Below are 24546 nucleotides of genomic sequence, written 5' to 3'. Positions count from 1 at the left end.
AATTGAAGAGTTCAATTTTAATTTGGGGATGAGAAGAGTATAAATATTGTCATTTCGAACGAGGTACGAGGAGAAATCTTCTACGTGCGATACTTACAGTGCAGAAGATTTCTCCTCGCTGTCGCTCGTTCGAAATGACATGCTTTTTAACAACTCACTACTCCCCCAATCAACCATTAACAATTCACAAATTACCACTATACTTGTACATACTTTAGCCCCTACCCATGAATAAAGTAACATTAGCCGAATTAAAAGCTGTGCCAGCCTTTGAGGGCGTACCCGATGACCAATTGCAATGGTTGCTGGATAACGGCGAAACCGAAGAAATTGAAGTTGGTGGCCGCGTGTTTGAGAAAGGCCAGGCGCTTGATAAAACATATATACTGATCGAGGGCCGCATCCGCATACTGAGCGACCAGAACGGTAAGCTGCGCGAGATAACTGTTATACAACCCGGCACCGTTACGGGATATCTGCCTTTTAGCCGTGGTGTAAAAACACCGGGCTACAGCGAGTGCATACAGCCTTGCCGTGCACTGTTCATTCCCAAAGAAAAAATAAAAGAGGGCATTAAACTAAATTACGAACTCACCGAGGCCATGGTACACGCCATGACCAGCCGCGTGCGCGATTTTACTTCCCTACAACAACAAAACGAGAAGATGTTTGCATTGGGCAAGCTATCCGCAGGGTTGGCGCACGAGTTGAATAACCCTGCATCGGCCATTACGCGCGGTGCATCGGCACTGCAATGCCAGGTACAAAACCTGCCCGAGCTGTTTAAAGATGTGGCCGCCATTGATATGCTGCCCGAGAAGATCGACAGTATCAACAACCTGCTCATCAAAAAAACCACCGATGCCGAGCGCCCCGTGCTAAGCATGATGCAGCGCGCCGATAACGAGGATGAACTGACCGACTGGCTGCTTGATCATAACATTAAAGACCTTGATATAGCCGAAAACTTTGTAGAGTTCGGCTTCGGCACGGCTGATCTGGAACATTTGAACAGCTGTACCCCATCGCCCAAACTGGATGTAGTTTTAGCCTGGATGAACAATTACCTGCTGCAGGAAAAGATGGTGGCCGATATCCGCGATGCATCGCACCGTATCTCAGAACTGGTAAGCTCGGTAAAAACCTTTACCCACATGGATAGGGATACCGACAAGCAGATGCTGGATATACATGCCGGCATCCGTAATACGCTTACCATGCTCAACTATAAGTTGCGCAAAGCCAATATTGAGGTAAAAGAAGATTTTGACACCACCCTACCCCAAGTTAAAGCACTCGCCGGTGAACTTAACCAGGTTTGGACCAACCTGGTAGATAACGCCATTGACGCGTTGGACGGGCAGGCGGGCGGCGTGTTAGAGGTCCGTACCCAAAAAGATGGCAAGTTTGTTTGCGTGTACATCCATGACAATGGCCCCGGCATACCGGCCGAGATCCAATCGCAGATCTTTGATCCGTTTTTTACCACTAAGGAAATGGGCAAAGGCACCGGCCTTGGCCTGGATGTGGTTACCCGCATTATTCGCCAGCATAACGGCACGGTTAAGGTAAAATCTGAACCGGGCAATACCGAGTTCACTGTTTGTTTCCCTATCAACGACAATTAGTTTTTTTAGCACATGAGTAACCCCATCATATTTGTAATTGACGACGACCAACAAGTTTTGCGCGCCATAAGCCGCGACTTAAAAACACAATACCGCGAACATTACCGCGTGCTGAGCACAGCCTCGGCCAAAGAAGCACTGGATAGCCTGCTTGACCTGAAGAACAAAGGCGAAACCGTTGCCTTGTTTCTTTCAGACCAGCGCATGCCCGAGATGGATGGTGTTGATTTTCTTTGCCAAACCATGCAGTATTTCCCCAATGCCAAACGGGTGCTGCTTACCGCTTATGCCGATACTGATGCTGCCATTAAAGCCATTAACGAGGTGAAGCTGGATTATTATTTAACCAAGCCTTGGGATCCGCCCGAGGAAAAGCTATACCCCGTTATTACCGATTTGTTGGAAGACTGGAAAGGTGTTTACAAGCCCGACTTCCACGGCATTAAAGTGGTGGGCTACCAGTACTCGCCAAAATCGCACGATATAAAAGAGTTCCTGTCGGGATACCTGGTGCCGTACCAGTGGCTGGATGCCAATACGGATGAAGCAAAATCGCTTATCAAGATCAACAAGCTTGAGGCTAAAGACCTGCCTGCTATTGTTTGTGCCGATGGCGCGGTGATGAAAACCCCTACTCTTAAAGATCTTGCCGGTAAGATAGGTTTAACCCAATCTGCCAAGAACGAACTGTATGATGTGGTGATCATCGGTGCTGGTCCGGCAGGGCTGGCGGCCTCGGTTTACGGATCATCAGAAGGATTGAAAACTTTACTGATAGAAAAGAAAGTTCCCGGCGGGCAGGCGGGTACCAGTTCGCGGATAGAGAACTACCTGGGTTTCCCATCCGGCTTAAGCGGTGCCGATCTTACGCGCAGGGCCATTACTCAGTCGTCGAGATTTGGTACCGAATTTTTATCGCCGCAGGCGGTTAAACAAATAAAAACGGAAGGCTCTTACAAAACTTTGGTTTTGGATGATGATACCGAGGTGATCACTAAATCCGTCATTATTACAACCGGTGTTGATTACCGCCAGTTAACCACCAAAGGCATTGATAAATTTACAGGTGCTGGCATCTACTACGGTGCCGCCATGACAGAGGCTGCATCATGTAAGGATAAACACGTATACGTAGTGGGCGGCGGTAACTCTGCAGGCCAGGCGGCCATGTACCTTTCTAAATTTGCCAAAGAGGTATTTATCCTGATCAGGAAGCCCTCGTTAGAGGAAACCATGTCGTCGTACCTTATCGACCAGATAGGCGGCCAGCCTAACATCAAACTGATGCCTTGTACCGAAATCACCGAGGCCATGGGCGATGAAAACCTGCAGAAACTAAACATTAAAGACCTTAACACCGGCGAGGTAACTACCGTTGATGCCGATGCGTTATATATCTTCATCGGTGCCCGCCCGTATACCGAATGGCTGTGCAAAGATATCCTGGTAAACGACCGTGGTTTTATAGAGACCGGCCGCGACCTTAACCTTTGCCCCGACTTCCCGAAAACATGGAAAAATAACCGCGACCCATACCTGCTGGAGACCAGTTGCCCCGGCATTTTTGCCGCCGGCGATGTACGCGCCGGCGCCATGAACCGTGTAGCCTCCGCCGTAGGCGAAGGCTCAATGGCTATAAGCTTTGTGCATAAGTATTTAAATGAGGTGTAACGCATGAAACCCATCCTGTTAATATCGATGTTTTTGATGCTGTGTGCCTGCAGGCATACGGCAGCAGTTAAAAACTGGCAGAAAGGCTATATAGACAGGTTGGGTACTTACACCAATGAAAAGGAAAATCTCACGCTACACACCTGGGAAGAAGATGGCCTTTTAAGATATCAGCTGTCAAAAGCCGGTAAGGTACTTGTTTCTGATGATGAACACGCCAGCATCTATTCGCGCTGGTTTGCATGGCTTGATAACGAGGATCAACTGTGGATATATAGTGGTGATATAGGCCCTTGGGTATGGCTTAAAAATAAAAGTGGCAACTACCAAAAATATCAGTTAACGGCACTGCCGCCGGGTGTATATCCGCCGCCTGTTATGATGAGTAATTTTCCATCACGCCTTCAGAATAAAGTAAAATAAAGCTTCGCTGAGGTTCTTCGTTAGGAATGGTAATGAGCAATATAAAATATCAGTGGATGTGTTACTTTCTTTTCTCTCAAAAGAAAGTAACCAAAGAAAAGTCGCGACTTGGTAACGCGCTACAATGATTGTGCTTTATCAAGGCCTGTGGTTATCGCACGTTACGTTATGTCGCCTTGTTCGGTGGCGTTGGGTTGGGTGCTATGTTATTATGCTATATTATTAAATATGTCATTGCGAGCGTAGCGTGGCAATCTCCTCGCGTTAAAATTCTTTCAGCGACGAGATTGCCGCGTCGCTGTCGCTCCTCGCAATGACATGGTTATAAACCTAATCCCTCATAAAATAAAAAGGGTGCCATGCATCGCGCCGGGCAGCCCTTAGGTATTAATCACAGTTGGTCTTAAATCACATTGTTATAGAATGTAGAACATCTTTGAGTTGTTGAACCCGCCGCCTGCAACAGCCAGTTCATACTTTTCTTTTTCTTTAAGCATTTGTACCACATCTCGCTCAATTGTGCGCGATATGGTGATGGTTGGCGTATCGGTAGGCTTGTTCTCAAACGGATCCTGCAGGTGTATGGCCATGCTCTCTATCAGGAAGAATGAGGTTGCAATGGCAATAACCACAGGCACTTCCACAATGCCGAAATACTCTATCAAACCAAACGGCAACATCAACACAAATAACAATATCGAAAAGTGGATGTAGGCGGCATAGGTAACCGGGAACACCGTATTCTTGATACGCTCGCAACCGCCCATCTCGTTACTGAAACGGGTTAGGGTTTCGTCTAACGCCACCTGTTGAAACTCGTTTATCCAACCCAGTTTGTAGGCACTGCGTATATCGGCACCTTGCAGTTCAAGTATGGCCACGGGTACGTTATCATACTTGCTGATGTAATCGATATCTTCTTTGCTGAGGTATTTCTCCAGGCCGTGCAGCGGATCCTGTTTGCGCAGGTTGCGGCTAAGGGCAAAACACCAGGCTATCTGGCGTTTGGCAACACGGTCAACAAAAGCTTTGCGTTCGCCCTCGTGGTAAGGGGCATCAACAAAGGTGAGCAGCTGGCGGGTAAAGCTGCGTACATCGTTAACTATGGCCCCCCAGAGCGTACGCGCTTCCCACCAGCGATCGTACGCCTGGTTTGATTTAAAGGCCAATAGTAATGATATCACCGTACCCAAAATGGTTGGCACGGCAATAGGAATAGAGATACGGGTAACATGAAAAGTATTGTACATGATGGCTATCAGCACCGAGTACACTGTTACCAGTATCAGTTCTTTTTTTATTTTCCCCAGGATGTATAAAACCGGGATATTCTCTTTCAGTAACATAGGGTAAATGCTTTAAGGGGTATCACATTTCTGTTAACTCTTCCTGCGGCTCGTGCACAGGTTCTGCATCCGGCTGTTTAATGCGGGCATAAGTACGGTTGTTGGTACTTATTACCGGCAGGCCACTGCGTTTCACAAGCAATGTAGGGTCGATACTGGAGCGGTGAATAGGGTTAAAACCGCTATCCTCAAGTTCAATAACGGCGTCAACTTCGTTGGCCTCAATAAAGGTTTTGAACATATTGAGTGTGCTGCCGTACAGGAACTCGATCTTCACGTTGTTTATCTGCGTGTATTGTTTGCGCAATGCTTCCATACGGTTAAAAAACTCGTCGCTTACCTGCTCATACTCGCGGCTGCGGCGGCTTAGCATCAGCACATCAGTTAAAGAGTCTGATAGTTTAAAAACATGCACAAAGATCAAATTCAGCTCCTCATCCTTAAAACGACTGCATATAGCAGGTACGCAATCTAAAGACGAGGCCTGGTAGTCAGTTGGAATAAGAATGGTTTTCATAAGTATTGCGTTTAGTGAAACATCAATCGGTATAATGCAATACTACTATTGGCCCATTAGAAAGGATTAAGACGGTTCTTAGAAGATGATTAGAATTAAAAAAATTAACTACAGCGATTTATAAACGTAAAGGCGGATTTGTGTGCAGATATTAGAAGCCTCTAACAAGCAACCGCCAGCCATTAGAAAATTATTAGAGCAGATCTACCGGATTATGTACCTCAGTGTGAGAATGTCGAATTTTAAGCCACCGGCAGAATCACCTGTATCTCGGTACCTTCCTGCTCTTTTGAGCGGATGCCGATAGCGCCATTGTGCAGGCGAATGATATTCTGCGTAAGCGGCAGGCCGATACCATAGCCATGAAAATCGCCGGTATTTGATGCCCTGAAGAAAGGCACGAACACATAAGCCTGCTCTTCTTGCGGGATACCGATCCCCCTATCGGTTACGCTGATAACGATACGGCCGGTATATGACGACAGCTGCACACTCACCGGGCTGTTGTTTGAATACTTGCAGGCGTTTGATACGATGTTACTCAAGGCCAGCCTTAACAGGTTGATATTCCCTTCTGTGTAAAGCATATTCTCATCCTCGGGTAGGTTTGCAAAATCGAGGTCGATGATACTGCCGGGGTTTGTTTTCTTAACCGATTCTGCCACCTCTAAGATCAGTTCATCAATACGGATCTTGTGCCAGTGTTGCTTTTTACCGTCAAACCCGGTTTGGGCCAGGCCAAGCAACCCTTCCAGGATGCCGGTCAGCTTCTCTGCTTCATCCATAATGGTTTGTACCGATTGGCGGCCCTGTTCGTTCACCTTATTACCGGTAAGCAACAGTTGGGTCTCGCCGGAGATAATGGTAAGTGGTGTACGCAGCTCGTGCGAGGCATTGCTTACAAAGTTGTTTTGTGTTTCAAAAGAGGTCTCCAACCGGGTGAGCATGTTATTGAAGGTTTGCACCAGTTCAGTTATCTCATCCTTACCTTTTACCTCGTCCAAACGCATGTGCAGGTTATTGGCCGTGATATTTTTTACCCCTTTAATAATGTTACGCACCGGCTGTACGGTGAAATAGGAAAATGCCTTACCGGCAATATAAGCCAGCACAATAAAGGTTATAAATACAAGGATAAGTACCCGCTTCAGCTGGGCCAGTTCCTTAAAGCCATAAGGGTCATTAGCGGTTACGATTACGATGTACTTACCGCTGCTTTTGGCGAACATCCGCCCTGCGTAAAAATGATTATGGCTGATATATCGCGCCTTTTGGCCTGATAATACCGTGCGATAAAATTCATCGGGCAGGCCTTCTACACGATTAAATGCAGGCTTTTTTGCAGAATCTATTTTAGCGATAAACTCGGTTTCGTTGGCCAGTTTCTCCAGGTATTGCTGGCGCACATGCTTATAAGCAAGCGATTCTTTATCGGGGTCGATATTGGTTTCGGCAGCAAGGTTTACGCGGGCTTCCAGGCGTTTAAAGAAATCCTCAAAATTAAACTCAGATACAAAGTAAAAGATAGAGGCATTGAGCAGGATAAGCCCCACAGTAGAAATGGCAACAAAAAGCAGCGTTATTTTAGTTTGCAGCTTCATTAGCGTTCTCCGGCTTAAACATGTAGCCCATACCAAAAACGGTGTGTATCAGTTTGGTATCGTAACCGTTATCCAGCTTTTTGCGCAGGTAGTTTACGTAAACATCTACCACGTTGGTACCCATGTTAAAATCAATATCCCAAACGTTCTCCAGTATCTGTATGCGCGATAACACCATGTTCTGGTTCTTGATGAAATACTCAAGCAGGTGATATTCGGTAGCAGTAAGGCTAATTGATTTTTCGTTACGTTTAACGGTTTTTGATGTAGTATCAACCTCTAAGCCGCCCACGCTAACCACCGTTTTTTGTACCCCGCCAACTTTTGTACGGCGCACCAGGGTGCGGATGCGTGCTTCCAATTCAGGAAATTTAAATGGTTTGGCAAGGTAATCATCGGCACCGGCATTGAGGCCTGTCACCACGTTTTCGGTACTCGAGAGGGCGGTAAGCATCAGGATCGCAACGGTTTCATTTTCCTTGCGGATCTCTTTACACACCTGTATGCCATTCATGCCCGGTAACATAATATCCAGTATAATGATGTCGAACTGATGGGCCTTGGCCATTTCCAGGCCGGTGTTGCCATCGGCGGCAACGCTAACTTCCATACCGGCTTCGGTTAGTCCGCGTACTATTACAGAAACCAGCCCGGGTTCATCTTCAACAACCAATACTTTCATTTATGTGGTTTTAGGGTATAACCAAGTGTACAAAATAAAGGTTTTATGCGTAACTTTTAATATGTATACATAATAAAATAAAAATGGGTAAAAAAGCGCATACCGTTGGCTGAGGCCGACGGCAACGATAATGAAGGTGCTTACCTTGAGTATTTGCGAAGCGGGTAGCTCCTACGGAGCAAAATATCTTTGGTCTGCATTTTCTACAAAGCGGTAGCCTTTAACGAGGCATCTGTCTTGATTCCGATATTGATAGTTATAAGGCACTCCATTTCCTGTCCCGTAGGGACAACCGCTTTGTAGCTTAAACCGGCCAATTTATTTTGCTCCGTAGGAGCTACCCAATAACAGATGATCTATTGGAAGGGTAAAATAAAAACAGCCATACCTCCCCCGAAGTATGGCCGTTAAATTTTAAATAAGGTTTAGTTTCAACACTGCTAATGTACGAGGTTAAACTAAGCCTGTTTTCCCTTATCTCACCTAAAAAAAGGGGAAAATCACCCTTTTTAATTTCATATCTCAAAATATCAGAACAGCTTTATGCCAAAGCCTTCGATACCGTTGGCTGAAGCCAACGGCAATGAATACAAACGCCTTTCATCATTGCCGTCGGCTTTAGCCGACGGGATAGGGAAACTAACCAAATGGCTTTAGCCAAATTGAACTGTACAGTTAACCGTTTGCTAAAGCCAACAGCAATGAACTATTATTTAAGACTTAAAACTAAGCCGGCACCTGTATGCTCACAATAGTACCACGGCCCGGTACAGAATTATAGTTGATAGTTCCTTTAAGGTACTCTATACGGGTAAGGATATTTTTAAGACCGATACCGTTGGCTTGTGCCTTTGTATCAAAGCCAATGCCGTTGTCTTTAATAATAGCTGTTATTTCTTCCTTGCATTGTTTTAGTTCAATATTCAACTGTGTGGCCTGAGCGTGTTTAATAACGTTGTTGATGGTTTCCTGGATAATGCGGTACAGCATGGTCTCCACATTGCTTTCCAGCTTATCTTTAAAACCCGAGGTTTCGAGGTTGATCTTCAGCTTATCAGCATCTATCTTCTCGATAAAACTTTTAAGGTCTGATGCCAGGCCGGATCGCAGCAGCATGTTCGGCATCATCTGATGTGATATCACGCGTACCTCTTTGCAGCTTTCCTCAACCAATGCCATGGTGTTCTCGGCCAGGAAACGATCTTCCTGCCGCGGGAACTCTGTTCGCTCGAACAAGCCGTTCAGGTTCATTTTTACGGCCGAGAACAGTTGCCCCACTCCATCATGCAGGTCGGCGGCTATGCGTTTGCGTTCGTGCTCCTCTGCATCCAGCACGGCTTTGGTCATCGATTCCTGGTGTTTTATCAGTTGTGTTTGCAGCTGGGCCTTTTGCTTTAGTTTATTGCGGTTATACACCAATGCCGTCATCACGAAAGCCACCAGCACCAAACCTACTATAATAGATATGGTAGTTTTTTGCTTATTGATAGATAGCTTCTGGATAGTATTCTCTTTATTAAGCAGTTTGATGGTCTGCTCCTTTTTCTCAGTTTCGTAATGGGCGTTCATGTGTGCTATCTGAGCATTGCTTTGCTCGTTAACCAATGCTACACTTGCTTCCTGATATTTCTGGTGGGCAGCAAGGGCATTCTTGTAATCGCCTTTACTTTCATAAACTGAGCTAAGCAATTGCCAGGCGCCACGCTGCCCCTGTTTAAATTTGCTTTCTTCGGCAAATTTAATGCTGCCTTTAAGCCATTTCATGGCATTAGAAAAGTCTTTCTTTTGGGTGTAGATGCCGCCTATGTTGAGGTAAGTATCGCTTATTTGCTTCTTATCGTTAAAAAACTCATCTATCTTTAAAACCTCGTGCTGGTACTGCAGGGCTTTATCGTACAGCTTCATCTCAGTATAACAATTGGCCATGTTTGAGTAAGCCTGCGACAAGCCGCGTTTGTTACCCTCCCGGTTACTTATTACTATAGTCTCCTCATCGCAATGCAGGGCTTTGTCGTACTTGCCGGTTGAGCCGTAAACATTGGCCAGCAATTGCAGGGCATTTACTACAATGGTAGGGTTGTCTATCTTCTTTGCCAGGTTTAAGGCGTCTAAACCATATTGTTCGGATTTCTTTATATCCTGGTTATCAAAATATACCCAGGCCAAATTAGCCCTTGAGGCAGCAATACCTTCCTGGTCTTTATACTGTTCGCGGATGCGGAGTGCGGCCAGGTGGTTCTTGATAGCCTCACTGTAATCGCCGGTTTGCCAGTGGTATATACCCATGCCGTTATAGGCTTTGGCAGTGGCAAGCGGCAGCTTGTATTTTTGGGCTATTTTAAGACATTGCTCGCTGTAAACAAACAAGGAGTCGAACTTACCTTGCAACGAGCTTTGTACTGCGTTAAACGAGTAAACATTAGCCAGCCCCATAGGGTAATTTAGTTTCTTTACTAAAACCGCGGCGGTATCGATATATTTTTTTGAAGCAACAGGATCAATGCGTTGCAAAGCAACAGCAATGTGGTAATAAAGGTCTGCCCGGGCGGTATCAACACGGATTGCTACAAGCCTGTTTTTCAGACTGTCGATACGCCGGTTTTGTGCCTGCAGGGCAAATGGCAGCAATAAGGTTATTATCAATAGTAACTTTCTCATTTAGGGGAACAAGAATGAGTTCTAAAGATATAAAACTGAAAGGAATAAAAAAATTTCGCTGAAATTTAAAAAATTACTTAACCGATTGTTTCATAGTTTGTTTACGCAGCAAGCTGATCACTACATAAGCCCCAACCATGGCCGGGAAAAACAACAGGAACGAGCGCTGAAGTAGAGTAAATATTGATAACAAAGCGGCTGGTACAATTTTACCAAACAAGGCCGATATAAAACCTTCGGCAAAACCGCTGCCACCGGGAGTTGGCGCAAAATAGATCATAAATTGGATCAGGATCTGGATTGATATCACCTGCACCAGGTTGGCATGTACACCCAACCCCAGTAAAATTACCCATTGCATACAGTACTTGTTCATATACAAGGCCGTGGTGATCACCAAACTCAGCGGAAACAGATAAGGGTTTTTACTAATGATAACACTACATGATTGCTGGTATTTGCTTATACTTTCAAATGAGTTATTGGCCCATTTCTCCAACTTGTCTTTACGTTTAGGAAATACTCTTGAAAGCCCTTTAGCTATTTCTTTTATCAATGAACCCATTAAAAGCGGTTTCCAAAAGGCCAGCAAAAAAGCCAGCAAAAACAGCAGGAAAAATATAAAGCCGTACTGCAACATAGCAGGTACTGCATGGCCTACTTCGGTGGTATTCATCAGCATAATGGCTACAAAACCTGCCAGCGGCATAAATATGAGCGTAGCGCCCATGTTTATCAAACTAATGGCAAATGCATCAACAAACTTTACTCCATTGCTGGTATAAACAAATATCTGCGCCGGACCGGCACCACCATGAGCGGGTGTTACTGCACCCATAAACATATTAGCTACGTTAGCCCTGAAACTTACCCAGTGCGATACACCGGGCGCCAGTTTTTGTACGTAGATATGGTTACGCCAGCTGCCCAGCATCAGGTCAATAAACAACATCACAAAGCAAATAGCAATGTATTTGTATGATATATGCTGCAGGGCCTTAACCGTATCGCCGGTATTGTTATAGAAAAATACGGCGGCAATAGTGGCAACAGTGATCAAGGCAAACCACAGGCTGCCTTTTATAATTACCTTTTTATTAAATACGTTTTTGGCATCCTGTTTCTCGGGCTGCACGTTCGGCTCTGTGGTCTCTGTCATTTGCTGCTGCAAAATAGCAATTTAAAATAATGGTTCGCCTTCTGAACTTTTTGGGGTTATGCCTTTCCATTTCAGGATGCTGTCGAACAGATCGGCGGTACGGGCCGGATGATCTTTCCAGCCTTTTTGATTATATATTAAAGGCACGTGAATGTGATGACGGTGCAATGAGCCGTGCGATCCTTTATGCTCAGGGTATTCCCAAAAATCGCGTAGATCATAACCCAGTGCAGCGCTTATCACAATATCCCCCGCCCTGCGGCTGCGGAACAACTGATAGATCTGGAACACCGCATCAGGGTAATCGGTCTCAAAAGTCTTCGCCAATATCTCACGGTGACCGGTTGCTTCTACTTTACCGCCGTATTTCAATACATCGGCAGTTTGCGGCTCGTAGGTAAATATATCATCCTTAACAGAGATCTTAGCTTTACCGTCGCGGTTATGTACAATAAAAGTATTCTCTTCATCACCGCGGTAAATGGCAAAATCAACAGCATCCTCTTTTACCAAAAGCTGCAGCTTATCGGCACCCATAGTTTGCATTATCTCGGTTTCGCGTAGCACATGGTCGCCCTTGTGGTTAAGCAAGTGGATAGCGCCGAAAGAGTTACCGGAGATGAATACCGCACTTTTAGGGTTGGTTTTCCATATCACGGGGTAGTAAACGGCTTTAAGGCCCTGTGCGGTCATCCAGTCGCCAAGGTCGAGGTGTTTGGTGGTTGGGGTAAGGCCGTGGTCTGATGTCATTACAAACAGGGTATCATCCCATCTGCCCTGCTCCTCTAACTTAGCGCGAACTTCGCCCAGGCTGCGGTCTACAATTTTGTAAGCCTCAACCGTACGCTCATCGCGGATATGGTGGTAATGCGAATCCCAGTCAACACTCGGGAATACCGCAAACAGAAAATCAAAATCTTTACCGCTGTTCAGCATCTCCATTACACGGCCATGGCCCTGTATATCTACCGGGTGGTGGCGCAGTTTAAAGTGGGCACGCATATACAGGCCGCCTTTGCCTTTCTTACCCAGGTCATACTCATCAGGCACACTGCGGGTTATCATGTTGTACAGGTTGTATGATTCGCCCATCAGCTCAAACAGTGTAGGCTTATCTGCCGGCATATCGCTATTGAACCAGGCAGCCTCGGGGCCGCAGTAGCTGCGCATGGCCATTTTGTTGAAACGGGTGCGCTTAAACTCCTTTTTATCAAACCAGCGGATACCGGTAATATCCATAGTACCCGGGAAATGACCGGTTAAAAACGGCAGGTAAGCCGGCCCTGTGGTTGACGGAAAACAGGTGGTAGCTTTACGGTAAGTACCCTCGTTAATGATACGTTGGATATTAGGGAGATGGCCTTGTTCTAACAGTTCGGGCAACACCTCGGCGTGGGCACCGTCAACCAGGTAAAACAGTACCCGCTTTTTGCTTTGCATTGATACTTTGGGTTAAAAACAACGGCTACAATTTAACAGCCGCCTAAAAATGAACGCGAAAATAATTAATTATTGTGAATGTTGGCGATGCAGACAGTAACTTATAGGATACCGGAAATATAACTTTCTATAAAAATTTTTAGCTTGTTGTAAACTTTTGTTAACATTGCGTAATTGATTAAACCGATTAAGTGAAGAGGCTTTTTGCAATAGTTTTCCTGGTGATATACCTCTTTAATTGGGGTGGTTACTTGCTGTTGCAAAATTATATGATAGCCCGTGCCGATGAGCACATGAACGAGCTAATAAGCCAGAACCTTTACGACCCCAACTCTCTGGTAGAAGTTAAAGTAAAACAAAATCTTCCCGGCATTTTTGAATGGCGCGATTACAAGAACGTAACCGGCCAGATACAATTAAAAAATGCTTGTTACAACTACGTTAAGCTGAAATTTACTAAGGATACGCTCTATGTAATGTGCGTACCCAACTACGAAAAAACCAAGCTGGTTAAAAGCAATATCATTTACGCTAAACAGGTGAATGATATCCCTACTGATAAAAAAAGTGACGACTCTGCCAAAAAGAGTGGCGCCGACAGCAAGTATGACCATCAGGTATTACAGTTAAGCTTTGTTCGTTTTAACGATGAACCTGCCAAAGGTTTCGTGAGCCGTCACGCTGAAATAAAGGACCCGCTGATTGCCGGCCCCGCCCAGCCCCCCGAGCTGTTAAGTTAATAACACCTTTTTCCTTTAAGCATCTAAGTCACAATTAACCGTAACCGGCATAGCCATGCTGTTTACCGATGCTTTATGTTTTTAACTTATTTTTCGATTTAAACTACAATGAAACATTTATATAAAACCGTTTTAACGGTATTGGCCGCAGCTTGTGCATACCAGGCCAATGCCCAAACCATTACTAAAGACACGCTGAAATTAGACAGCGTACTGATAAAAGAAACACGCAACAAATACCTGCCCGAGGTTGTAGGTCAGTACCTTTTCTCGGGCAAAAAAACAAACATTATCTATCCGGATGCAGGTAAGGCAAACTTAGCCGGCAACAACGCTCGCACGCTTTTTGCGCAAACGCCTGGTATTAACGTTTGGGAGATGGATGGTGCCGGCCTGCAAATAAATATTGGTACCCGCGGTACAGATATGCACCGTTCTATAGAAACCAACATGCGCCAGAACGGCTACAATACCAACTCTGATGTGGTAGGCTACCCGGAAAATCACTATAACACCCCTTTCCAGGCTATTGGTGAGGTGCAGTACGTGCGCGGCGCATCGGCATTACAGTTTGGCAGCCAGTTCGGTGGTATGGTAAACTTTAAGATAAAACAACCGGATACTACAAAAGCTTTCGGTATTGAAAGCGAGCAGACCACCGGCAGCAACCGTTTCTTTAACTCGTACAATGCCATTGGCGGCAAAGTGGGCAAGGTAAGCTACTACGCTTATTTTGATGCCCGCAGCGGCAATGGCTGGCGACCTAATGCGGCGTTCAACTATCACGCTTATTATGCCAATATCAAATACCAGTTTAATGATAAAGGAAGCCTTTCGTTCCAGTTCTCGCGGTCTGATTATGTGCAGCAAATTGCAGGCGGTTTAACTGATGCCATGTTCAATGCAAACGCCCGCCAAAGCACGCGTTTCCGTAACTTCTTTATGCCGGCCATTAACATCCCGGCTATTATTTTCAATTACAATTTTACGCCAAACACCAGGCTGGAAATTACCACCCATGCCTTGTTCGGCGAGCGCAGCAGCGTGCAGTACATTGCCGGCTCAAACGTGGCCGATACGGTTAACAAAACCCTTAACACCTACAACCCGCGCCAGGTTGACCGCGACCACTACAAAAGCTTCACTACCGAGGCCCGCTTGTTAACCAATTACAACATTGGCAGTGTGCGCAGTACCTTAACAACCGGTGTACGTTACGCCGATGGTTCAACTCATCGCCTGCAAAAAGGCGTGGGCACCACAGGTACAAATTTTGATCTTAGCCTGGTTAAAGATTACGGCATCGACCTTGACCTGAACGCCATTAACTACGCAGCTTTTGCTGAGAACATCTTCCACCTTACGGATAAATTCTCATTTACGCCGGGCGTACGTTTCGAGGGCATAAAAACCACCATCAACGGCGTGGTGAACAACCGCAGCACCAATGTTGATTACAAACGCGACCGTACCTTCCCGCTGTTTGGCGCCGGTTTGCAATACCAGGTTACCGGCACCACGCAGATCTATGGTAACTTCTCGCAAGCTTACCGTCCCTACATCTATGCTGCCGTTACCCCGGCAGACCAGCTAACCCTGGTTGATCCTAACATGAAAGACAGCAAAGGCTACAACTCAGACCTGGGCTACCGCGGCAAAATTGGCCAGGCCTTTACGTTTGATGTAAATGGTTTCTTTGTGCGTTATAATAACCGCGCAGGTACTCTTACCGTGCAGGATGCAGGCGGTGCAAACCACCTATACCTTACCACCGTTGGTAACGCCGAAGCAAAAGGTATCGAGGCTTATACCGAGTTATCGCTTATCCGCGGTTTCAACTCACAGGCCACAAGCGATCTGCGCATCTTCAATACCCTTGCCTATACCCATGGCAGGTACGTAAGCGGTAGCATCAATAACAACGGCACCAATGCCAGCTTGGTAGGTCACAAAATTGAAGGCACACCAGACTGGACCAACCGCACAGGTTTAACCTACCTAAACGGCCACATCACATCTACGGTATTATTCAGCTATGTAGGCAAACAGTTTAGCGATGCTAACAACACTGTATTTAATGCAACAGGTGCATCAGGCGTGGTACCGGCCTACAAACTGGTTGATCTGGCTTTTAACTACAGCTTCCTTAAAAGCTACCACGTTAATTTCAACGTAAACAACCTTACCAACCAAAAATACTTTACCCGCCGCATTAACATGTACCCTGGCCCCGGCATCCTGCCAGGCGATGGTATATCGTTCAATATTGGGTTTGGGGTGAAGATTTAGCCCCCCCGCCCCCTGAAGGGGGAGTAGGAGCAATAATGAATCATGAATATCGAATGTTGAATTTCGAAATTATCCCTTCATCATTCAAAATTTAAGATTCAATGTTCGATATTAAAAAAAGCCTGTTCATAACTACATGAACAGGCTTTATGCTTTTCAAAAGCTCCCCCTTCAGGGGGCGGGGGGGGCTTCGCTTATATACTTTTTCACCAGCGCCAACAGCTCATCCACATCAAATGGTTTTTTGATGTATGCATCGGCAAGGCCGGCTTCGGCTATTTCGGCTACGTTGTTAACGGCTGAGAGGATAATGATGGGTATATGGCTTGTTTTGGGGTCCGATTTTAGTTCTTTGCTTATCTGCTGGCCGCTGGCATCGCTTGCCCAATCAGTAAGCCAATTATCAAGCAGTATCAAATCGGGGGCAATATCCGGTAATGATCTTAGTATCCTGGAGTTGTCTGAAGCAGTTACTTCATAACCATCACTCTCCAGCATATAGGTAACGCTTTCCCTTATATCCCTATCATCTTCAATAACCAAAATCTTCTTAGCCATAGTTCATTAAATGTATTATAGGCCCTTAAGAGGCTATTATTACAACAGCGGCAAAATTATTTTGTTTACTGCGCCTTTTTAATTTAGGCGCTTATGCACTTTTACATCCGCAGGATGGTTAAGCAGTGCGGGCAATATGTGGGTAAAGTATTTATAGTGCCGCGTTTGCCTGTGCTTTTTCAGCATGGCATCATCGGCCCACTCCTCTTCAATAAAAAAATGCGAAGGCTGGTCCTGGCTCTGGTAAACCTGGCAATTTATACAACCATCTTCCTTTTGCGATGCAATCACCAGCTTCCTCAGCTCGGCGCTTAAAACATTGCCGGCATCCCTGCGGCACTCTAACGAAGCAACTACACTGATACTCATAACTAAGAGGTTTATATTTAGTTTAAAACGCGCAGAGGCCGTTTTTGGTTTATGAAGGTTTGTAAATTTTGTGGTACAGAAAGTTTGTAAACCACGTCATTGCGAGAAGGCGTAGCCGATGTGGCAATCCCCGACTTACAGAGCCGCCTGTCCTAAAGAGATTGCTTCGTACCTCACAATGACGCAAGTTAGAGAGGCTTCTTATTTCGGGCGTTCCCTGCGGGCGGTCCGCCAGCTGGCGGATCATACGCGCACAGGCATTAGGCACAGGCCGGTATCCGCTACTACCCCTAACGCTATTTTGAACCTTGATTTTGGGACTAAGAGATTAACCTGATGACAAAAAATGTCATTGCGATCCGCCAGCCGGCGGAGTGGCAATCTCGTCGCAAGCATAGCACAAGAGTATAAACGCGATGAGATTGCCACGGCGCTACCGCGCCTCGCAATGACATCATTTATTGATTTGTATTAAAGAGCGGCTTGTAAGGCTTCCTTTATATCTCCCCGTCCAAATTATAACACTCCCTGCACCTGGCTTCGTAGCTTTCTTTTTCGCCGAGAAGGATCTGACTTTCGTTGGGTACCAGGCGGTAAGAATACATGGCTTGTCCGCCGCATTTCATACAAACGGCGTGCAGTTTGGTTACCGAGTCGGCAATGGCCATCAGTTGCGGCATGGTACCAAAGGGGCGGCCTTTAAAATCCATGTCCAGGCCGGCAATGATCACGCGCACGCCTTTGTTGGCCAGCGTTTGGGCAACCTGCGGCAGCTCGTCATCAAAAAACTGGGCTTCATCAACACCAATTACCTGGATATGCTCGGCAAGCTGCAATATTTCTGCTGCTTTACTAACAGATTTTGAGGGAATAGAATTGGCATTATGCGATACCACGGCACGCTGATCGTACCTGATATCGGCTGCCGGACTAAAAATTTCAACTTCTACCTTAGCAATACGTGCGCGCTTTACGCGGCGGATGAGTTCTTCGGTCTTGCCGGAAAACATTGAACCACAGATAACTTCGATGCTACCCCCAACCTCATTTTTTCTTCTGAAAACATCCTCGTTATACACGTGTTTCAATTTTTAGTGAAGGGCTAATATCAGAATTTTGTACTATTTTTGGTAAGCATTTTTCCTAACATCTATAGCCACTATGAAGCAGCAGGAAGTATTTAGAAAGACCGGCGCAATAATAAAAGAACTGTTAGACCAATACGAGTATCTGCAGGAAACGCAAGATGATCTGAACGATCTTGAGCTTGAGCTTTTTGTTGCCAATACGCATTTTTTGAAGGATCATGCCGAGATATTAAAGAAACTAAACCTGCAACGCTCGCAGGAACAAAAGGCTTTGCCGCCTGCTGTTGTTGAGGAAAAAAAGCCTGAGCCGCAACCTGCCGTTCAGCCCGAGTTGATAGCACCGTTGCCAGCCATACCGCTTCCGCCAAAACCGGAGCCAGTTGCGCCCGAGCCACCAAGACCCGAGCCGGTTACGCCGCCTCAGCCCGAGCAAACTACAAGATTTAATTTACCAAAGCCGGATTTCTTTAGGCCGCAGGCACCAAAGGTAGAAACACCACGACCTGAACAACCGGAGATAAAACGCCCTGCAGGCGAGCCAAAATATTTTGAGCCAATGGTACAACCCGTAAAACCGGTTGTAGACAGGGCGCCATTTATTGCGCCACAGCCTGTAGAGCCCGAGGCTACCAAACCTGAAGAGGTAGAGGACAAACCTGTACCCAGCATTAACCTTGATGCGGGCCGCGATGCGGATACGTATTCTTTCCAGCGAGAGGATACCGATAGCATCAAACATAACCTTGAGGTGAACGAGGCCGATACTTTTACGGAAGAGCCTGCACCGGTTATTCAAAACACCATTGCTACCGGCGTGCCTGTTACGCTTGAAACTTTGCTTGATGATAACCAAAAAGCAGACGAGACCGAGCAAGCCAACATTGTGCCTACCAACCCTGAGCCGGTGATTGATAATACGCCAAAAACCGTTGCCGAAGAACCAGCGCCACCTCAGCAACCTGAAGCGCCTGCAGTTGAGCCTGCAAAATCAGACGAGCCGCAACGCCCGCTTACTTTAAACGAGCGTTTACGCGCTCAGCAACAAGGCGATAATACCGCTATCCCAAGTCAGCAGAAACAGGAAGCGCCGATAACTGATCTAAAATCTGCCATCAGCATGAACGATAAGTTATTGTTTGTGAAAGACCTGTTCAATGGCTACAGCCTTGCCTACAGCGAAGCCATAGAGATAGTGAACCGTTTTGGCAATTTTGAAGAAGCAGACCGTTTCCTGAAAACCAACTACGTTACCAAAAACAACTGGGACGATAAAAAAACTACATCAGATAAGTTTTATGCGTTGCTGAGAAGACGTTACGCGTAAGTTATTTAGTAATACTTTTCAACCATGAATAATGAGATATTAGAAAAGTACAATATACACTTCTACAAAAACGTAAGAGGCGAAGAACGTACGGACGGGCGATCAGTGCTGAGTACCTACGTTGGTTCTTGGGAAACTAAAGGGGATATAGACGATTTGCTCACTGACGTTGACCGCTGCTTAAACGGTCAATATGATAGTGTAGAAGACATATATTACGATCATTCTTTAATAGGGATTTATGCAGAAATAACGCCTGATTATTTGATATTATCAGATGAACATAGATTAAATCCGATTAAGATCCCGATGGTTGACTTCAGGGAAATTCTATTATCCTGGCGGGAGTTCTTTCTAAGCTCTTAGATACAAGATCAAAAATCTTATCAAGCATAGTTAATACCCATCCTGTTGCTATCCAGTTTAAGCAGGATAAATAACAGCGTAGTAAAGCTCCACAACGATGAACCGCCGTAGCTGATAAATGGCAACGGGATACCGATAACCGGCATGTAGCCTATGGCCATGGCAATATTGATGGTAACGTGGCAGAAGATGATGGACGCTACCCCATACCCATAAATGCGGGAGAACGGCGATCGCTGCCGTTCGGCTATGACGATGATGCGTAAAAGCAGGAAAAGGTATAGCCCCAGTACAGTTACCGAGCCTGCAAAACCCCACTCCTCGCCTACGGTGCAGAATATAAAGTCGGTGCTTTGGGCGGGTACAAAGGAGTATTTAGTTTGGGTACCCTGCAGGTAACCCTTGCCCCACACACGGCCCGAGCCTATGGCTATCTTTGATTGGTTTTGGTTGTAACCTACCCCGCGCTTATCATTATTTAAACCCAGCACCTCATCGATACGGGCACGTTGGTGTTTCTTCAGTCCGTTATAGTAAAGCGGCTTTACCACGAAAACGAAACCGATACAGGCCACCAAACCAATAAGCATAGCTACCGAAAATTGCCTGTTACGCCTGAACAGCAACAGTAATAGTACGGCCAAAGCTACCAGTCCGGCTATAACGAACCATACACTGTACAGTAGCGAGAGTACAAAAAGCGTGGCTACCAGTCCTATAAAAATGAGGAAGTACACTGAAAGGCCTTCGCGGTAAAGCACAAATATCAGCGAGCAGAATACCAGTGTAGAACCATCATCGGGCTGCATTTTAATGAGCAGCATGGGCAGTAGAATAATACCGCCCGCTATCAGGAATGATTTAAATTCGGTAATTTTTACGTTGGTTGAGCTGAGGTATCGCGCCAGCAGCAAACAGGTAGAAAACTTGGCAAACTCCGAGGGTTGCAGCCTGAAACCACCACCCAGGTCTATCCAGGCCTGGTTACCACCCACGTTTCGGCCGATGACCAGTACCAGCAACAGCAGCAGCACCGTGACGACGTAAAACGCCGGTGCCAGGGCAGTTAAAAACCTACTCTCTAACAGCAATATCACTATACCGATAACTAACGCCGATGCAATATAAATAAACTGTTTACCGTACTCAGTACTCAGATCAAGGATGTTGGTATTGGTCTCGTCATAAACCGCCGCATGTATATTGAACCAGCCGATGGTACACAGGGCCAGGTATATCAACACCGTTAGCCAATCCACATTAAAAAAGAAGCTGCGCTGGTTGTTATTCATCGTCTCTCCTTTTTGGTAACATGGCTATTACGCGTTCGGCAATTTTCTTTTGCTGCTTGTTCTTAGCAGCTTTTAGCTCTATTTCTTTCTTAGCGGTATCGGCTGCTGCTTTTTTTATGGAATCCAGTTTTACCCGTCGTAAGCTATCGGCGCGTTTGCGTGCCTTTTCCTCGGCAGAGCCTGGTACCTCAGGCATCAGGTTAGCATTCATGTAATACTCAGGGTAAATATTAGAGGGCCGTTTGCTGATACTTCCCTTTAAATACTGCTCAACAATAAAGCTGGCTATTGGCGCTGCCCAGGTAGCACCCTGACCGGAGTTTTCTACCACCACGGCAATGGCTATTTTTGGATTATCACGCGGAGCGAAGGCAACAAATACGGAGTTGTCCTTTTTATTCTTTACCTCAACCGTACCGGTTTTGCCACACATAATAATGCCCGGTATTTTTGATCCGTGGGCCGTACCGTAGTCAACCACGTTTTGCATCCCGTTTATTACCGGGTTAAAATATTGCGAATCAACACCAACGTAATTTCGCTCGGTATATTCTTTTCGGATAACCTGCTTATCACCGATGGATTTGATGAGGTGAGGTTTGTAATAATATCCGCGGTTAGCAATAGTAGCTTCGATATTAGCCAATTGTAAAGGAGTTGCCAGCAACTCACCCTGGCCGATTGCCAAAGATATCACCGTGCTTGAACGCCATCCTTTTTTGCCATACATCTTATCGTAAAGAGAAGCCTTTGGCAAATTGCCTCTGTTTTCGGCAGGCAGATCGATATGGAGTTTACCGCCCAACCCAAACTTTGCTACGTTATTTCGCCAGTAATTAAAGGCTGTATCCGTTTTGCGTCCACCGCCCATGCGGTTAACCAGTCGCTCAAAAACCATATCAAAATAACCGTTGCAGGAGTGTGCAACAGCGCTTGCCAGGTTAACATCGCCATGCACCTCACCCTGAAAACATCTAACGCGGCGGTTACCTGTGGTATAATATCCCGGGCAGTGGTAAACCGTTTGCGGGGTAATTACGCCTTCCTGCATGGCCACCAGTGCGCTCAGTGGTTTAAACGATGAACCCGGCGGATAATAAGCCTGTATAGGGCGAACGAAGAACGGCTTAAAAGGATCTTTATATAAAATACCGGCGTTATGCCCGCGGTCTTTACCTACCAACAGGTTGGGGTCATAAGTGGGGGTACTTACAAAGCAAAGTATCTCGCCGGTTGATGGCTCGATGGCTACAATACTGCCTATCTTGTTATGCATCAGCTTTTCGCCAAGCTTTTGAATTTTGGTATCCAATGATGATACCAGGCGGTCGCCGGCAACGGCGGCAGTATCATAAGCGCCACCTGCGTAAACACCTTTAGGCACGTTGTGCGAATCGTAAAGCATGTTACGCACACCACGCTGGCCACGCAAAACATCTTCATAAGATTTCTCTACACCGGTAATACCCACATAATCGCCGGGGTTGTAATAACCGTTTGAGCGTTTGATGATGGCATCAGTAGCCTCGCCAATATAACCCAGGAATTGTGCGGCACTTGAATCGGGATAGGTACGTACCGGCCTTTGTACTGCATCAAAACCCGGAAACTCCGATAAACGTTCCTGGAAAGAGGCATATTGCTGGGCCGAGATCTGCTTTTCAAACACCGATGAACGGTAAGGCGAATATTTACGCGCTTTGATCATCCTTTTATCAAAGCCGTCTTTATCAATATCTAACAGCTTGCAAAACTCAATGGTATCAAAAGGTTTTACCTGCTTGGGTACAACGGTAATATCGTACACGCGTTCGTTCTCTACCATCACTTTACCGTTACGGTCAAGTATAGGGCCACGGGCGGGATATTGGATAAGGCGGCGTACTACGTTGTTTTGGGCATACAGGAAATAGCGGTCATCAACCACCTGGATATAGAAAAGCCTGGCCAGTAAAACCAGCACAAACACCATAAAAATTCCTGCAATAACGTACCTGCGGCCGAAATAACTATTCATTTACGCTCTTTCTTTCTGAAAAACAACAAGCCCGAGACCAGCATCAAAAATACTGTAAATACTGAACTCAATAAAAAGCGGCTTAGTGTGTAATCGATCTCTGATATCCTGAAAACTTCCAGATTAAACAGGAAGAAGTGATGGAACAAGGTCAGGATAAGGGCGTAGGTAAAAAACCACCTGAAACCCATAATGCTCAGGGTAGGTTCGGGCTCGTTATCAAAACCGTCTTTTTGTACGGTAATGCTAATGAATAATACCCTTACAAAAGCCAGTAAAGTACATGCCGCAGCATGCAGGCCCGGGGTATCATAAAAAGCATCGATAGTTAAGCCTAATATAAATGAGAGTGCAAAAAGCAATATGTTCGGCGTCTCAAACGGCAGCAGCAGTATAAACAGAATGTACAAGTACGGCGTTGAGAGGTTGTACAGCGTTATGTTCTTTAACAGCAATACCTGCAGCAGTACCAGCACTAAAAAGCGCACCAGGTTGGTAAGGATAATTCTACTCATCGGCTTTTTTCTCCTGGGCCTCCAGTCCCGCCTGCTCTTTGGCAAACTTATTAATTACCACATCAACATACTCCAACTTGCTGAAATCGACCGCCAGGGCAACCTCTAAATTAAGGAAGAAACCGGTGCCTTTAGCTTTAAGCTTACTTACCTTCCCTAACGGGATACCTGCAGGGAATAACGACAGGTCTGACGTTACCACAGGCTCGCCTATTTTTGGCTGGGCGTTGTTTGATACATCCACCAAAAGCGCTTTGCGCGGGTTCATGTCATCGCCCCATTGTATATAGCCTATCTCTTTGTTATAAGCCAGCATACCGCTCACCCGCGAATCTTTGTGCAGCAACGATTGTACAATAGAAAGGTGCTCGCCCACAAAGGCGATCTTGCCAACCACGCCATTAGAGGCTATCACACCCATACCTTTCTCAATACCCTCTCGGCTGCCCCTGTCAATGGTTAAATAATTGTTGCGTTTGTTGATAGAGTTATTGATCACCTTGGCAGCAATATATTCATACTGCTGTTTATAAATGGTATCAACAACCTTCTTATGCGCAACCGTATCTATGTATTGAGATGATTTAAGCTGATTACGCAAAGCGGCGTTCTCGCGGGCCAATTGGTCATTCACCTCGCGCAGGGTAAGATAGCCCTTTACCTCATCGGCACGGGCATACAAATTGCCGGTTACCTGGTTGGTGCTGTTTATTACCGAAGCTTTTTGAAACGAATTGTATTTGAGGTAAACAATAAGCGACGCTATCTCAAATATAAGAAACAGAAAGAATGCGTTATACTTAGTGATAAATATCAGGAGATTACGCATTGGACTGGAAAGTTTGCTATTGGAATCAAGAGCC

At 45.9% G+C, this 24546-nt stretch carries 21 protein-coding genes; 7 read left to right on the top strand and 14 right to left on the bottom strand.

The window, feature by feature from the left end; translation table 11 throughout:
• Positions 1–227 precede the first annotated feature (227 nt).
• Genes D0C36_RS21600 through D0C36_RS21590 form a run of 3 tightly spaced genes read left to right on the top strand, consistent with a single transcriptional unit; the run spans position 228 to position 3722 of the window.
• Positions 228–1628, top strand: a complete 1401-nt coding sequence (locus D0C36_RS21600) for an ATP-binding protein (protein ID WP_117393803.1) — start codon at positions 228–230, stop codon at positions 1626–1628.
• 12 nt (positions 1629–1640) lie between these two features.
• Positions 1641–3299, top strand: a complete 1659-nt coding sequence (locus D0C36_RS21595; protein ID WP_117393802.1) for a response regulator — start codon at positions 1641–1643, stop codon at positions 3297–3299.
• 3 nt (positions 3300–3302) lie between these two features.
• Positions 3303–3722, top strand: coding sequence for a hypothetical protein (locus tag D0C36_RS21590; protein ID WP_117393801.1), 420 nt, complete (start codon positions 3303–3305; stop codon positions 3720–3722).
• Between the two features lie 416 nt (positions 3723–4138).
• On the opposite strand, the gene D0C36_RS21585 is transcribed toward D0C36_RS21590, so the two are convergent.
• From D0C36_RS21585 to D0C36_RS21555, 7 genes are all read right to left on the bottom strand, one after another.
• Entirely contained in the window at positions 4139–5068 is a 930-nt protein-coding gene (locus D0C36_RS21585; RefSeq protein ID WP_117393800.1) for a bestrophin family protein, read from the bottom strand.
• 22 nt (positions 5069–5090) lie between these two features.
• Positions 5091–5585: a hypothetical protein gene (locus tag D0C36_RS21580; RefSeq protein ID WP_117393799.1), complete on the bottom strand. Its 495-nt coding sequence runs from the start codon at positions 5583–5585 to the stop codon at positions 5091–5093.
• A 242-nt stretch (positions 5586–5827) separates the two neighbouring features.
• Entirely contained in the window at positions 5828–7186 is a 1359-nt protein-coding gene (locus tag D0C36_RS21575) for a HAMP domain-containing sensor histidine kinase (protein WP_117393798.1), read from the bottom strand.
• Complete coding sequence (locus tag D0C36_RS21570) at positions 7170–7868, bottom strand: response regulator transcription factor (protein ID WP_117393797.1); 699 nt, start codon at positions 7866–7868, stop codon at positions 7170–7172. The genes D0C36_RS21575 and D0C36_RS21570 overlap by 17 nt, the downstream gene beginning before the upstream one ends.
• Positions 7869–8594: 726 nt before the next feature.
• Positions 8595–10526, bottom strand: a complete 1932-nt coding sequence (locus tag D0C36_RS21565; protein ID WP_117393796.1) for a tetratricopeptide repeat-containing sensor histidine kinase — start codon at positions 10524–10526, stop codon at positions 8595–8597.
• Between the two features lie 73 nt (positions 10527–10599).
• Positions 10600–11685 (bottom strand): lysylphosphatidylglycerol synthase transmembrane domain-containing protein, encoded by a 1086-nt coding sequence (locus D0C36_RS21560; protein WP_117393795.1) that lies wholly within the window; start codon positions 11683–11685, stop codon positions 10600–10602.
• A 21-nt stretch (positions 11686–11706) separates the two neighbouring features.
• Complete coding sequence (locus D0C36_RS21555) at positions 11707–13125, bottom strand: alkaline phosphatase family protein (RefSeq protein ID WP_117393794.1); 1419 nt, start codon at positions 13123–13125, stop codon at positions 11707–11709.
• Between the two features lie 191 nt (positions 13126–13316).
• Here D0C36_RS21555 and D0C36_RS21550 point away from each other — a divergent pair, with 191 nt between their 5' ends.
• The gene (locus tag D0C36_RS21550; RefSeq protein WP_117393793.1) at positions 13317–13865 is read left to right on the top strand and encodes a hypothetical protein; all 549 of its coding nucleotides are present in this window, start codon (positions 13317–13319) and stop codon (positions 13863–13865) included.
• Between the two features lie 108 nt (positions 13866–13973).
• Complete coding sequence (locus D0C36_RS21545; protein WP_117393792.1) at positions 13974–16154, top strand: TonB-dependent receptor family protein; 2181 nt, start codon at positions 13974–13976, stop codon at positions 16152–16154.
• 171 nt (positions 16155–16325) lie between these two features.
• Here D0C36_RS21545 and D0C36_RS21540 read toward each other — a convergent pair whose 3' ends face one another.
• The 3 genes from D0C36_RS21540 to D0C36_RS21530 form a co-directional block, all read right to left on the bottom strand.
• Positions 16326–16712: a response regulator transcription factor gene (locus D0C36_RS21540; RefSeq protein WP_117393791.1), complete on the bottom strand. Its 387-nt coding sequence runs from the start codon at positions 16710–16712 to the stop codon at positions 16326–16328.
• Positions 16713–16790: 78 nt separating this feature from the next.
• Positions 16791–17081, bottom strand: a complete 291-nt coding sequence (locus D0C36_RS21535; protein ID WP_117393790.1) for a putative quinol monooxygenase — start codon at positions 17079–17081, stop codon at positions 16791–16793.
• 497 nt (positions 17082–17578) lie between these two features.
• Positions 17579–18160: a thymidine kinase gene (locus D0C36_RS21530; protein WP_117393789.1), complete on the bottom strand. Its 582-nt coding sequence runs from the start codon at positions 18158–18160 to the stop codon at positions 17579–17581.
• An 82-nt stretch (positions 18161–18242) separates the two neighbouring features.
• Here D0C36_RS21530 and D0C36_RS21525 point away from each other — a divergent pair, with 82 nt between their 5' ends.
• On the top strand, positions 18243–19493 hold the full coding sequence (locus tag D0C36_RS21525; RefSeq protein ID WP_117393788.1) for a hypothetical protein: 1251 nt from the start codon (positions 18243–18245) through the stop codon (positions 19491–19493).
• 24 nt (positions 19494–19517) lie between these two features.
• Positions 19518–19859, top strand: coding sequence for a hypothetical protein (locus D0C36_RS21520; RefSeq protein WP_117393787.1), 342 nt, complete (start codon positions 19518–19520; stop codon positions 19857–19859).
• A 20-nt stretch (positions 19860–19879) separates the two neighbouring features.
• Here the strand turns inward: D0C36_RS21520 and rodA are convergent, their stop codons facing one another.
• From rodA to mreC, 4 genes are read right to left on the bottom strand one after another with little or no spacing between them, the layout of a single operon-like run.
• Entirely contained in the window at positions 19880–21151 is a 1272-nt protein-coding gene (gene rodA, locus D0C36_RS21515; RefSeq protein ID WP_117393786.1) for a rod shape-determining protein RodA, read from the bottom strand.
• The gene (mrdA, locus tag D0C36_RS21510) at positions 21144–23168 is read right to left on the bottom strand and encodes a penicillin-binding protein 2 (RefSeq protein WP_117393785.1); all 2025 of its coding nucleotides are present in this window, start codon (positions 23166–23168) and stop codon (positions 21144–21146) included. Before mrdA ends, rodA begins: the two co-directional genes overlap by 8 nt.
• Positions 23165–23683, bottom strand: coding sequence for a rod shape-determining protein MreD (locus D0C36_RS21505; RefSeq protein ID WP_117393784.1), 519 nt, complete (start codon positions 23681–23683; stop codon positions 23165–23167). The genes mrdA and D0C36_RS21505 overlap by 4 nt, the downstream gene beginning before the upstream one ends.
• Positions 23676–24512, bottom strand: a complete 837-nt coding sequence (gene mreC / locus D0C36_RS21500) for a rod shape-determining protein MreC (protein WP_117393783.1) — start codon at positions 24510–24512, stop codon at positions 23676–23678. The genes D0C36_RS21505 and mreC overlap by 8 nt, the downstream gene beginning before the upstream one ends.
• Positions 24513–24546 lie beyond the last annotated feature (34 nt).

It is taken from the genome of Mucilaginibacter conchicola, assembly GCF_003432115.1.
Classification (GTDB): domain Bacteria; phylum Bacteroidota; class Bacteroidia; order Sphingobacteriales; family Sphingobacteriaceae; genus Mucilaginibacter; species Mucilaginibacter conchicola.
This window is presented reverse-complemented; position numbering and strand designations above follow the sequence as displayed.